The 12,569-nt window shown below is 70.7% G+C and carries 8 protein-coding genes; 5 read left to right on the top strand and 3 right to left on the bottom strand.

What is annotated here, in order from left to right; translation table 11 throughout:
- Positions 1-71: 71 nt before the first annotated feature.
- Both MFF42_RS13700 and MFF42_RS13695 read right to left on the bottom strand, forming a co-directional pair.
- Complete coding sequence (locus MFF42_RS13700; protein WP_238256228.1) at positions 72-815, bottom strand: DUF4198 domain-containing protein; 744 nt, start codon at positions 813-815, stop codon at positions 72-74.
- Positions 816-1,162: 347 nt separating this feature from the next.
- Positions 1,163-4,174, bottom strand: a complete 3,012-nt coding sequence (locus tag MFF42_RS13695; protein ID WP_238256227.1) for a PAS domain-containing protein — start codon at positions 4,172-4,174, stop codon at positions 1,163-1,165.
- A 442-nt stretch (positions 4,175-4,616) separates the two neighbouring features.
- Here MFF42_RS13695 and MFF42_RS13690 point away from each other — a divergent pair, with 442 nt between their 5' ends.
- Positions 4,617-7,100 carry a PAS domain-containing protein gene (locus MFF42_RS13690; protein ID WP_238256226.1) on the top strand — a complete coding sequence of 828 codons (2,484 nt, stop codon included), beginning with the start codon at positions 4,617-4,619 and terminating at the stop codon, positions 7,098-7,100.
- A 55-nt stretch (positions 7,101-7,155) separates the two neighbouring features.
- On the opposite strand, the gene MFF42_RS13685 is transcribed toward MFF42_RS13690, so the two are convergent.
- Positions 7,156-7,767 (bottom strand): DUF1269 domain-containing protein, encoded by a 612-nt coding sequence (locus MFF42_RS13685; protein ID WP_238256225.1) that lies wholly within the window; start codon positions 7,765-7,767, stop codon positions 7,156-7,158.
- 507 nt (positions 7,768-8,274) lie between these two features.
- Here MFF42_RS13685 and MFF42_RS13680 point away from each other — a divergent pair.
- The 4 genes from MFF42_RS13680 to MFF42_RS13665 all read left to right on the top strand — a co-directional run.
- Positions 8,275-10,242: an oleate hydratase gene (locus MFF42_RS13680; protein WP_238256224.1), complete on the top strand. Its 1,968-nt coding sequence runs from the start codon at positions 8,275-8,277 to the stop codon at positions 10,240-10,242.
- A gap of 362 nt (positions 10,243-10,604) precedes the next feature.
- The gene (locus tag MFF42_RS13675; protein WP_238256223.1) at positions 10,605-11,714 is read left to right on the top strand and encodes a DUF2778 domain-containing protein; all 1,110 of its coding nucleotides are present in this window, start codon (positions 10,605-10,607) and stop codon (positions 11,712-11,714) included.
- A 143-nt stretch (positions 11,715-11,857) separates the two neighbouring features.
- Positions 11,858-12,322 (top strand): urease accessory protein UreE, encoded by a 465-nt coding sequence (gene ureE, locus MFF42_RS13670; RefSeq protein ID WP_238256222.1) that lies wholly within the window; start codon positions 11,858-11,860, stop codon positions 12,320-12,322.
- Between the two features lie 4 nt (positions 12,323-12,326).
- Positions 12,327-12,569, top strand: a 243-nt coding sequence (locus MFF42_RS13665; protein ID WP_507763110.1) for an urease accessory UreF family protein, incomplete at its 3' end; no start/stop codon positions are given.

Below are 12,569 nucleotides of genomic sequence, written 5' to 3'. Positions count from 1 at the left end.
CGATGCGCCCCTTCTTTCATTCGCCGGTAGGGCGGTCGATCGCGGCCGCCCCCTGTGATCGAGCGTGACGCTCAGTTGGTCCTCGGATCCGTCACGGTGAAGGCGAGCGTCGCCCCGTAGCTGTCGGAATCGGCGAGCGCCGGGGTCTGCGACGGGGTGACCCGGTGGCTGACGCCGAGCACCTGCGGGCCGGCACGGCGCAGCGGGACGACCGCGACGCCGTCCGCATCGGTCGCCGCGCGGGCCTGATCAGCCTCGCTCTTGAAGGTCACGCCGTCGGTGGCGACCACGCTGGCGCCTCCGAGCGGACGGCCCTCGAACAGCACCCGCACCCGGATCTGGGCCGCAGCCGAGGCCGGCTCCTCCAGCGGAACGATCTCCAGCGGCTGGCCGACGACCTTCCCCCACGGGGCCGACGGGCCGGACACGGCCTTGGCGAACTTCACCGACCACAGGCTCTTGTCGGCCGTCGGAAGCATCCGCTTGCTGGCATTGCGGTAGCTGCCGTCGGGCAGGCGCACCCAGTAGCCGTTGTCGTAGGCCGCCGCGAACAGCGCGTCGCCGCCATGCGCGGCCCTGAGCGCCGGCGCCGGAGCGGATTCCATCTTGGCGGCCAGCGCCACCGCGCCGGACGGCTCGTAGGCGGTCAGGCTCATCAGCTTGCCCGCGCTCGGCAGTTCCGGCTCGTGGGGATGGCCGTAGAGGACCTGGACGCCGCTCCCGGTCGGGTCGAGCCAGAGGTCGTGGGCGGAGGTCGGCGCGGTGAAGGCCAGGAGGGCGCCCAGACCGGCGGCCGAGAGGGTGGTGCGTCTCATCGTACAGGGAACTCCCGTTGCGAAGCCGTGGATGGGGCCCGCACGCCGCGTCGGGCGCGTCGGCGGGGACATGAAGAGCGCGGCGGCCCCGGCCGAGGCCGGCGGCGCGAGCGTCGAGTGCGGCCTCGGCACTGCCCCGCGGGCAAGCGTCGCCGCGTTCGTGAGAGCGCTCGCCGCCGCGGCGGGCGACCCACGGTCGGGGCATCGATCGACATAAGACCGCAGCGACGCGGTATGCACAAGCCACGCCATCTTCATACCGGCGCCCCGATCGAGGGCGCATCCGGGCAGTCCGGTGGCGGATGGGAGTGGCGGGGCCGCGCGGCGTCCTGCCGCCCCGCATCACCTCAGGCGGCGGCCTCGTTCCGCGGCTCCTGCATGGAGGCGAGCGGGGCTTCGAGGCGGCAGACCAGGCCGGTCGGCGCGTAGGTGAGCTTGACCTCGCCGCCGACCTCGGCGGCGAAGCTGCGCTCGATCAGGCGCGAGCCGAAGCCGCGGCGCGAGGGCTGGGTCAGGATCGGCGGGCCGCCCTGCTCCGACCATGTCAGGCAGAAGCGGGGCGCCTCGCCCTCGTGCACCACGTGCCAGCGCAGATCGACGCATCCCGATTCGTTGGAGAGGGCGCCGTACTTCGTCGCGTTGGTGGCAAGTTCGTGCAGGGCCAGCGCCAGCGAGAGCGCCGCCCTGGCGCCGAGGAGGACGCCCGGCCCGCTCGCGCGGATGCGCGCCGTCGCGGCGCCGCGATGGACCGCCAGGGCCCCCTCCACGACCTCGGCGATGGGCGCCTCGGTCCAGCTCGACCGGGTCAGGATGTCGTGCGCGCGGCCGAGCGAGATAAGGCGCGCGGCGAAGGCCTCGCGGGCCGCCTCCGGATCGGGGGCGTTGCGGAACGTCTGGCTGGCGATCGCCTGGACGAGGGTGAGCGTGTTCTTGACCCGGTGCTGCAATTCGCCCGTGAGCAGGCGCTGGTGCTCCTCGGCCCGCTTGCGCTCGCTGATGTCGAACATCGCCCCGATCATCCGCACCGCCGCCCCGTGCCCGTCGCGGATGACGTAGCCGCGGTCGAGGATGTCGGCGTAGCTGCCGTCCGCGCGCAGGAAGCGGTACTCGTCGCTCCAGGCGGTGCCGGCCCCGTCGATGACGGCGTGGATGGAGGCGTCGATCCGCGCCCGGTCGTCGGGATGGATCTGGGCGATCCACCAGTCGCCGGTCGGATCCACCGCCTCCGGCGAATAGCCGTGGGCGACCGTGAGCGCCTCGTTCCAGAGGACGTGGTTCGTCGCGAGGTTCCAGTCCCAGATCGCGTCGTTGGTCGCCCGCGCCGCGAGGCGGTAGCGCTCCTCGGTCTCCCGCAGGGCCTGCTCGGCCCGCCGGCTCTCCGTGACGTCCCGCGCGGTGCCGATGAAGCGCACGGGGCGGCCGTCGACGACGAAGACCTGCCCCTTGGCGGCGACCCAGCGCTCGACGCCGTCCTCCAGGCCGACGGTCCGGTACGCGATGTCGTAGCTGCCGCTTCCGGCCGGGTCGAGCGCGGCCATGACCGCCTGATCGACCCAGGACCGGTCGTCCGGGTGCAGGCCCGCCAGGAACACGCCGTAGCTGACGGGCGCGTCCGGCCTCAGGCCGAACAGGGCGCGGGTCCGCGCGTCCCATTCAAGCGTGTCCGTGACGAGGTCGTAGTCGAAGATGCCGGTCCCGGTCGCCTCGACGGCGAGGTACAGCTGCTCCCGCGCCTTGCGCAGGTCCTCCTCGGCCTGGCGCCGGTCGTGGATCTCGCTGTTGCTGCCGAGCCAGCCGACCACCGCGCCGCTCGCATCCCGGCGCGGTTCGGCCCGGATCAGGAACCAGCGATAGGTCCCGTCGTGGCGCCGCAGGCGCGCCTCGGTGTCGTAGACGATCTCGCGGCGGCGCGCGGTGTCCCAGGCCAGGAGCAGGCCGGCGAGGTCGTCCGGGTGGATCGCCTCGCCCCAGCCGAGGGGGAGCGCCTGTTCCGGGGTCTGCCCGGTATAGGCGAACCAGCGGTCGTTCAGGTAGCTGAGGCTTCCGTCCGGATTGCCGAACCAGATGATGGCCGGGGCCAGTTCCGTGAGCGCCTCGAAGCGCTCCTCGGCCACCTTGCGCTCGTGGATGTCGAGGGTGGTGCCGATCCAGCTCGTGAGGCGGCCCGCCTCGTCGCGCACGGGCCGGGCCCGCGACAGGAACCAGCGGTACTGCCCGTCGGCGCGGCGAAGGGGAAACTCGACCTCGTAGGCCCCCTGGCTTCGCGCCGCCGCGAGCCACGCCTCGCGGACGCGCTCGCGGTGATCGGGGTGAATCGCGCCCATCCAGCTCGCCTCGCCGGTCTCGCCGGGGGGCAGGCCCGTGTAGTCGTACCAGTAGGCGTTGCAGTAGGTGATGGTGCCGGCCGCGTCGCCGAACCACACCACCTGCGGGCTGACCTCGACGAGGGAGCGGTAGCGCAGCTCGCTGTCCCGCAGCGCGGCCTCCGCGTTGCGGGGCCCGGTGCGGTCGCGCAGGATCTTGAGGAAGCCGATGAGCCCGCCCCCCTCGGCGGTGAGCGGCATCATCTCGCCCGAGGCCCAGAAGCGGCTGCCGTCCTTGCGGATGTGCCAGCGCTCGTTGGGCGCGCGGCCGCACTGCGCGGCCATGCGCATCTCGACCTCGGCCCGGCCCTCGGCCCGATCCTCCGGCGTGAAGAACGCCTCGATCGCCTGCCCCAGCATCTCCGCCTCGGTCCAGCCGAGGATGCGCTCGGCGCCCGCGTTCCAGCGCGTGACGCGGCCGCGCGGGTCGGTGGCCACGATCGCGTAGTCGGTGGCGCTGTCGAGGATGCGCTCGTGCAGCAGGCGCTGCTCCGCCTGCTCGCGCAGGGAGCGGCGCAGCTCCATCTGCGCCATGGTCTGGCGGGCGAGCCGCGCGAGGCCGCGGCGCTGGCGCTCCGACAGCTTGCGCGACCGGGTGTCGAGGACGCAGACGGTCCCGATCGGCAATCCCTCGGCGGTCTTCAGGAGGGCGCCGGCGTAGAAGCGCAGGCCGGGCTCGCCTTCGACGAGCGGATTGCCCGCGAAGCGCGGGTCGCGGGCGGTGTCCGGGACGTAGAGGAAGTCGTTGTGCAGGATGGCCTGCCGGCAGAAGGACGTCTCGAGCGGCGTCTCGCGCACGCCGAGGCCCACTTCCGCCTTGAAGAATTGCCGCCCATCGCCGACGAGGTTGACCACCGCGATCGGCGTCGCGCACAACTCGGCGGCCGCCTCCGCAATCTCATCGAAATCCTGCTCACGGGGCGTGTCGAGCAACCGGTAACGGTCCAGGGCTCGAAGGCGCAACGCCTCCTGCTCGCTCGTCGTGGCGCAGTTCATCGTACAGACAGGTTCGGGACGGCCGGATGGTTCCACCATGCAGGTTCGGCCGGGGCGAAAGTGAGGCTGGCGCCGTCGGGAATTCGGCGCATCGTGCCATCGACTGCACCGAGGACCGCACCGAGGACGGCATCTTTCTTTTCACAACTGTGTTGCCGCCGTGGATGGCAACTCCCGGCGCTCACCCCGGTTACAATTCGCGTGATGTTGAATCGCGGGCAACCCCGTGCCCGCCCGATGCCCGCCCGCGACGAACCGACAGGTCATCCTCCCGCCATGCTTGGTCGCCCCCCTCGATGCCTGAAGCGCCCGGCCGGCGCGGTTCGACCGACCGCGACCGGTGGCGAACCCGTCGGCGACCGCGCCGCGATGGGGTGGCCGGTGGGTTGGGTGGTGGGTTGGGTGCCGCGTGGCGATGCCTGGGCGCCGGGCGTCGCGCATCATGGCTGACGCCTTCTCGTTCCTGCCGCCCGGGGGACGGACCGGTGCCGAGATCCGCGCCCACGACTGGTCGGCGACCTCGATCGGGCCGCCGGAGCGCTGGCCGCAATCGCTGCGCAGCGCGCTGTCCCTGATCCTGTCCTGCCCCACGGCGATGTTTCTCGCCTGGGGGCCGGACCTGCTCTGCTTCTACAACGACGCCTACCGGCCGATCCTCGGCTACCGGCTCCCCGACGCCCTGGGGCAGCCCTTCCGCGCGGTCTGGGCGAGCATCTGGGACGAGATCGGCCCGCTCGTGGAGGCCACCCTCGCGGGCGAGAGCCAGACCGTCACCGACGTCATGCTCGACCTCTCGCGGGAGGGAAGACCCGAGCAGGGCTGGTGGTCCTTCACCTACTCGCCCGCCTACGACGAGGCCGGCGCCGTCAGCGGCCTGTTCTGCGTCACCGCCGAGACGACGACCCGCGTCCTCGGCGAGCGGCGCCTGCGGGAGAGCGAGGACCATTACCGACACACGGTCGAGCTTAATCCGCAGGTGCCCTGGACCTGCGACCCGGACGGCAACATCACCTCCTACTCGAACCGCTGGCTCGAACTGACCGGACAGGCCCCGGGCGAGCCGGACGGATCCGGCTGGGCCAAGTCGCTTCACCCCGACGACGTGCCCTGGACCATGACCGTGTTCGCGAGCTGTCTCGCCTCCGGCGAGCCGGTCGACGTGGATTACCGCATCCGCATCGCCGGCACCGGCGCGTACCGCTGGATGCGGGCGCGCGCCCGGCCGAGGCGCGACGAGAGCGGCGCGATCATCCGCTGGTACGGCGTCGTCGAGGACATCCACGACCGCAAGCTCGCGGAGGAGCGGCTGCAGGAGATGAACGCCACGCTGGAGCGGCGCGTCGCGGACGCGCTCGCCCAGCGCAAGCTCTGGGCCGACGTGTTCGAGACCACCGACGCGCTGGTCGCCGCGCTCGACCACGATTACCGCGTGCTCGCCGTCAACCGCGCCTACGCGGACGAGTTCGAGAGCATCTACGGCGTCCGGCCCCGGGCCGGCGACAGCCTCCTCGACCTGCTCGGGGACCATCCCGACCACCGCGCGGCGGCGCGGGCGGTCTGGTCGCGCGCCCTGTCCGGCGAGGAGTTCAGCCTCGTCGAGGCGTTCGGCGACGCCGACCGCAACCGGCCCTTCTACGAGTTGCGGTTCACGGCCCTGCGGGACGTGGAAGGGCGCAGGATCGGCGCGTTCCAATACGCCCAGGACGTCACCGAGCGGCTGCGCAGCCAGGAGCAGCTCGCCCGGGCCGAGGAGGCGCTCCGCCATGCCCAGAAGATGGAGGCGGTGGGGCAGCTCACCGGCGGCGTGGCGCACGACTTCAACAACCTGCTGACCATCATCCGCTCCTCGGTCGAGTTCCTGCGCCGGCCGAACCTTCCGGAGGAGCGGCGCAGCCGCTACCTGGAAGCGGTCTCGGACACCGTCGATCGCGCCGCCAAGCTGACGAGCCAGCTCCTGTCCTTCGCCCGGCGGCAACCCCTCAAGCCCGAGGTGTTCGATCTGGGCGAGCGGCTTCGCGGCGTGGCCGACATGCTGAACGCGGTGACGGGCACCCGCATCCACATCGCGGTGGCGGTGCCGGAGGCCGCCTGCCACGTGCGGGTCGATCCGAGCCAGTTCGAGACCGCGCTGGTCAACCTCGCGGTCAATGCCCGCGACGCCGTATCGGGCGAGGGCACGCTGACGCTCCGGCTCGCCTGCGGGACGGCGCTGCCCTCGATCCGCGGCCATGCCGGCGCGGCCGGACCCTTCGCCGCGATGTCGGTCTCCGATGACGGGATCGGGATCGCACCGGAGCACCTGACGCGCATCTTCGAGCCCTTCTACACCACGAAGGCGGTGGGCAAGGGAACGGGGCTCGGCCTCTCCCAGGTCATCGGCTTCGCCAAGCAGTCGGGCGGCGACATCGACGTGGCCAGCGAGCCGGGACGCGGCACCACGTTCACGCTCTATCTGCCCCAGGTCGATCCGCCCGAACCGGAGGCGAAGCCGGGGGAGGACGAGCCCGAGGCCGCGATCGAGGAGCGGGCGCTCTGCGTGCTCGTGGTCGAGGACAACCTCGATGTCGGGCGCTTCTGCACCCAGCTTCTGGAGGATCTCGGCCACTCGATCGTCTGGGCGCACGACGCCGAGACGGCGCTCGTCGAATTCGAGCGGGTGCCGTTCCGGTTCGATGCCGTCTTCTCGGACGTGGTGATGCCGGGAATGGGCGGGGTCGAGCTCGCGCGGCGTCTGAGGGCCGACCACCCGAACCTGCCGATCATCCTGACCACCGGCTACAGCGACGTGCTGGCCCAGGACGACGCCCACGGCTTCGACCTCGTGCGCAAGCCCTACTCGACCGAGCAGGTCGCGCGCGCCCTCCGCAGCGTCCTGAACCGCCGCCCCCGGCCGGCGGCCGCCGGTCACCGGCCGGTACCGGCTTAGAGCGCCGGGCGGCGGGTCCGAGCCGTGCCGCCGACGAGCCGTCCCCTCGGGGGGCTCAGGCGCCCGTCTGACCGGGAGCCCCGCCGGGAGGCGTCAGGCCGCCGCCGACGCCGTCCGCGGACGGCGATGCCGGCTCGGCGCTGCCGGGCATCGACACCTCCGGCCGCGACAAGGCCGCCTGCAGACGGCTCTCCTGCTCCGGCGAGAGCGAGGACCGGATCACGCGGCCGCGGAACTGCGACATCTCCGCGAGGACCTTCTCCGGCTGAGCCTTGCGCACGAGGATGAATAGGGCCGAGGTGTTCGGCTGCAGGGTCTCGGCGATCTTGCGGATGAAATCGTCGTTGATGCCGAAATCGGCGAGCTTGCCCGACAGGGCGCCCGCGCCCGCACCGAGGGCGGCGCCGGTGGCGAGGCCGAGCAGCGGGTTGAGGAAGAGGAGGCCGACCAGCGAACCCCACATCGCTCCCCAGATGCCGCCGGAGGCCGCGCCGGCGCCGACGAGATCGACGCTCTGCTTGAGCCGCAGCTTGCCGTCGGGACTCCGGAGGGCGACGACCGCATCCTCCAGATCGATCAGGTACTCGGTCTGCAGGCGTGCCAACGCGTTCAGGGCGCGGTCCGCCTCGTGCGGATCCTCGAAGCCAACCACCACGAGCTCGGCCATGCGTTCCTCCTCGCACGATAGGGCACGGTCCGGTGGTCCCGGCCGCGTCTCGGTCAGGATGGCGAACCGGGCCGGCTGAAGACGGCCGTCTCTCCGCGATCATGGGTCGTCGAAGGGACGTCCGTGGGCACAAAGAGGCAAAATTCGAAGCTGCGCCGACGACCACACGCGACCGGCACGGCGTCTGTTCTGTATTTCCCCGACGATCACCGGATCTCGACGGAGACGTCTCGATACCGGACCCTGTCGTCGCCCGAACGACCAGCACTTCACGCCCCTTCGCGAGCAGATCCCAACCCTAACCCACAGGCCGGCGGCACGAATTGATCTGTCTCATTGGAAGACCCGGCAGGCGGGCCGAGAAATGCTCCGGCCGGAACCCGAGCGTCCGACGCGATCTCGGGCAAGCGTTCATCCGGCGTCCGCTGACAGCAATTGCGAACCGATCGCGGCCCGATCCGTAACGTCGACGTGACGACGCCGGGCGCTTACCTTGGGAGACGCGCGATGGCGGGAGCCCACCCGGGCGAAAACGGCCGCGATGTCGTCGTGGAGGCGGACGCGTCGACCGCCTATTGGCAGCACCGGCCCGACAACACGCTGCCGCCCCCGGACATGATGGGGGCCTACATGCGCAACCGCCCCATCCCGGATCAGCGGGTGGCGGGGCGCAGGGCCTGGATCATCGGCAGCGGCATCGCCGGGCTGGCGGCCGCCTTCTACCTGATCCGCGACGGCGGCCTGCGAGGCGAGGACATCACCATCCTCGACGCCTTGGGCGTCGAGGGCGGCTCCCTCGACGGCGCCGGCACTCCGGAGGACGGCTACATCATCCGCGGCGGCCGCGAGATGAACTGGAACTACGACAACCTGTGGGACATGTTCCAGGATATTCAGGCGCTCGAATTGCCGGAAGGCTACAGCGTCCTCGACGAGTATCGGCTCGTCAACGACCGCGACCCCAACTACTCGAAAGCGCGGCTCATGCATCGGCAAGGGCAGATCCGCGATTTTACGCATTTCGGGCTGACGAAACCCCAGCAATGGGAGCTGGTCCGGCTGCTGCTCAAGCGCAAGGAGGATCTCGACGACATCACCATCGAGCAATATTTCAGCACCGGATTTTTCGAGACAAATTTCTGGTTCCTCTGGCGATCCATGTTCGCCTTCGAGAACTGGCACAGCCTGCTCGAGATGAAGCTCTACATGCACCGCTTCCTCGACGCGATCGACGGGTTGGCGGACATGTCGGCGCTCGTCTTCCCGAAATACAATCAGTACGACAGTTTCGTCCGCCCGCTGGTCGACCACCTCCAGGCCCGCGGCGTGACTGTGCGGTTCGGTGCCCGCGCCGACGACCTCGCGATGCGGGTCGAGGGCGAGACCCGGACCGTCACGGGCATCCACGTCCGGACGGACGGCAGGGACGAGATCATCCCGGTCGGGGACGGGGACGTGGTCTTCGCCCTGACGGGCTCGATGACCGAGGGCACGGCCTACGGCGACATGGACCGTGCACCTCTCCTCGAACGCGGCCGGCACGACCCGGGCGAGGACAGCGATTGGACGCTGTGGAAGAACCTGGCGGAAAAATCCCCGATCTTCGGAAAACCCGAAAAGTTCTACGGCGATACCGGGAAATCGATGTGGGAATCGGTGACGCTGACCTGCCAGCCGTCGCCCCTCGTCGAGCGATTGAAGGACTTGGCGGTCAACGATCCCTATTCGGGCAGGACCGTGACGGGCGGGATCATCACCTTCACGGATTCGAACTGGGTGCTGAGCGTGACCTGCAACCGCCAGCCGCATTTTCCCGGTCAGCCGAAGGACGTGCTGGTGCTCTGGGCCTACGCGCTCCTGATGGATCGGGACGGCAACCAGGTCGGCAAGCCGATGCCGGCCTGCACGGGCCGGGAGATCCTGAGCGAACTCTGCTACCATCTCGGGATCGCCGATCAATTGGATGCGGTCGCGGCCAGGACAAAGGTTCGCCTGGCGCTGATGCCCTACATCACGGCGATGTTCATGCCCCGCGCCGCCGGCGACCGGCCGCACGTCGTGCCCAAGGGCTGCACGAATCTGGGCCTGATGGGCCAGTTCGTCGAAACCTCCAACGACATCGTCTTCACGATGGACAGCTCGGTCCGCACCGCGCGCGTGGCGGTCTACACGCTGCTCGGCCTCGCCAAGCAGGTGCCGGACATCAGCCCGGTCCAGTACGACATCCGCAATCTCATCAAGGCCGCACGCGCCCTGAACAACAACGAGCCCTTCCCCGGCGAGCGTCTGCTGCACCGGCTTCTCGGCAGAACCTACTACGCGCATATCCTGCCGCCCCTGCCGGACCTCGAAGGCCCGCCCCACGGATCGGCGCAACTCGAGCTGAAGCACCTGCTCGGCAGCAGACGCCAAGCCCTGAACGCCATTGGTGCGTCCTTCGTGCAGATTCGCGGGTATCTCCGATCGCCCAAATGATCGCGGTGCGTCTTGGACGACCGGGCATTCCGTCTCGACAAGATCGCCGATCGTCCGGATCCGATGGCGACTTGAGAGTCGAACGGATCATCGCCGCAAATCTTCGACCGACGCGACTTTCGAGCCGATCCGGCCTCTCGACATTGCGCTGCTGGCCTGCGATCCGGCGGCAATTCTCCGGCCCGGCCCAAAGTCCGCTCCGGTTTTACCCCCGCCCGACCACGATCTCGCCCCAGAATCGCCGAGTGCCGCCGGACATTTGGTTAACGACAGATTGACCGGCTGCGGGAGCATTGCGCCCGTGCCGACAGGGCGGTTCGGGGGCGGGGGCCGCTCCGGGACGAGGTTTCGGGCGGCGCAGCATGGCACATCCTCTCTTCTCGTGGGCGCTGCCCTCGGCCGCTTACGTGAGCGCGGCGCTGATCCTGGCCTCGTCCGCCCCGTTCGGATCCCTCGGCCTGCCGCCCCGGCAAGCCGTGGTGACGCCTTTTGCGGCAGAGCCGGTGCCGGACGCCCCCGTGAACCATGCCCTCGTGACCGATACCCCCTCGGAGGCGATGGCCGAGACCGCCGCCCAAGGGTCGGTTGAGGGGTCGCTTGAAGCGTCGGTTCAAGAGCCGACCCAGGCGCCAGCCGCCGCACCGGAGGCCGCCGAACCGCAGGACGTCGCGCTCGCCGAGTGGGGGCCGCTGGCGCTGCCCGCTCCGGCCGACGCCCGGTTCGGGATGGCGGCCCTGTTCTGGCTTCCGGACGCGCCTCAGGAGGCCGCTCTCGCCCAGCGCGTGCCCCTGCCCGTGCGGCGCCCGCCCGAGCTGACGAGCCTCGGAGCGGCGGCGGCCCTGCGCCGGGCCGAGCGTCTCGCCGCCCGCCGGGCCACGGTGGCGGTGGCGCCGACCCCGACGGAGGACACCCGCACCTTCTTCGAGAAGCTGCTCGGCGTCGAGAAAACCGCCTCCCCCGCCCCCGCCCTCGCCTACGCGGCCCTGGAGAACGGCGCGGCCGAGTCGGCCGCCCGCCGGCCGCTCGTCACGCCGGCCCCGGTCGCACCGCCGTCCGGCGAAGGCGGGATCGCGGTCTACGACATCAGCGCCCAGAGCGTGGTCCTGCCGAGCGGCGAGCGGCTGGAGGCGCATTCCGGCCTCGGCGAGAGCATGGACGACCCGCGCTTCGTCCATCTCAAGATGCGCGGCTCCACGCCGCCGGGCACCTACGACCTGACGGAGCGCGAGGCGCCGTTCCACGGCGTGCGGGCGCTGCGCCTCACGCCGGTCGGCGGCAGCGAGGCGATCTACGGCCGCGTCGGCCTCCTGACCCACACCTACCTGCTCGGCCCCAACGGCGCCTCGAACGGCTGCATCTCGTTCAAGGATTACGACCGGTTCCTGCAGGCCTATCTGCGCGGCGAGATCCGCCGCGTCGTGGTCGTGCCGGGCCGCGGTCGCGACGCGACCCCGTTGCTCGCGTCGCGGTAAGACATTCACAGCCCACTTTTATTTCTTTCTGAGAAAAATAAATTCTCTTTACGCTCGATTTTGGCCCGATCCTCGCATAGGCTCCGGAGGAGTTCCCTTCCCGCTCGTTGAGCGGAGCGTCGTGTGCATCGGAGTCGTGGCGTATGCGTGTGATCCAACGCGTCCTGGGCAACCGGTCGGAGGCCGGCTTGGCGGAGCGCCTGCATCACCTCGAGCATCACGGCGCGGTGGATATCCTGAGGGTGCCGAGCGCCGACGTGGCCCGGCGCCGCCTTCGGGCGACGACGGTGGGCGGTGAGGAGATTGCGCTCGCCCTGCCGCGGGATCAGGCCCTGTTCGACGGGGCCGTGCTCGTCCTCGACGACCATCATGCCCTGGTCGCCCGCGTCGGCGCCGAGCGCTGGCTGCGGCTCGTGCCGGCGCGCATCCCCGACGCGCTCGAACTCGGCTACCATGCCGGAAACCTGCACTGGCGGATCCGCTTCGACGGCGGCGCGATCCTGGTCGCGCTGGAAGGGCCGGCGGAGGATTATCTCGTGCGCCTCGGTGCCCTGGTCGAGGAGGGCCGCGTCGCCCATTCCGTCGACCCGGCGGCCGAGGAGGGTTGAGGCGTTGCTCGCCGCCCTCACCGCGCTCCAGCAGGCCGACACCGCCTTCCCGAGCGGCAGCTTCGCCTTCTCCAACGGCCTCGAAGGCTTGGTCGCCGAGAACCCGGCCTTCGACGAGGCGGCGCTCGCCCGCACCGTCGCCGCCGCCCTGCGCTTCCGCTGGGCCGAAACCGACCGGGTCGCCCTGATCCTCGCCCATCGCGCGGATCGGGCGATCGAGCGGCTCGCGGCCATCGACGCGGCGGTG

The organism is Methylorubrum podarium (assembly GCF_022179745.1).
Lineage (GTDB): Bacteria > Pseudomonadota > Alphaproteobacteria > Rhizobiales > Beijerinckiaceae > Methylobacterium > Methylobacterium podarium.
This window is presented reverse-complemented; position numbering and strand designations above follow the sequence as displayed.

Excerpts from the sequence above, each read along its gene's own strand:
- MFF42_RS13675 (WP_238256223.1), top strand. The coding sequence starts at position 10,605 with ATGGCACATCCTCTCTTCTCGTGGGCGCTGCCCTCGGCCGCTTACGTG.
- ureE (WP_238256222.1), top strand. The coding sequence starts at position 11,858 with ATGCGTGTGATCCAACGCGTCCTGGGCAACCGGTCGGAGGCCGGCTTG.
- MFF42_RS13700 (WP_238256228.1), bottom strand. The coding sequence starts at position 815 with ATGAGACGCACCACCCTCTCGGCCGCCGGTCTGGGCGCCCTCCTGGCC.
- MFF42_RS13690 (WP_238256226.1), top strand. The coding sequence starts at position 4,617 with ATGGCTGACGCCTTCTCGTTCCTGCCGCCCGGGGGACGGACCGGTGCC.
- MFF42_RS13680 (WP_238256224.1), top strand. The coding sequence starts at position 8,275 with ATGGCGGGAGCCCACCCGGGCGAAAACGGCCGCGATGTCGTCGTGGAG.
- MFF42_RS13685 (WP_238256225.1), bottom strand. The coding sequence starts at position 7,767 with ATGGCCGAGCTCGTGGTGGTTGGCTTCGAGGATCCGCACGAGGCGGAC.
- MFF42_RS13695 (WP_238256227.1), bottom strand. The coding sequence starts at position 4,174 with ATGAACTGCGCCACGACGAGCGAGCAGGAGGCGTTGCGCCTTCGAGCC.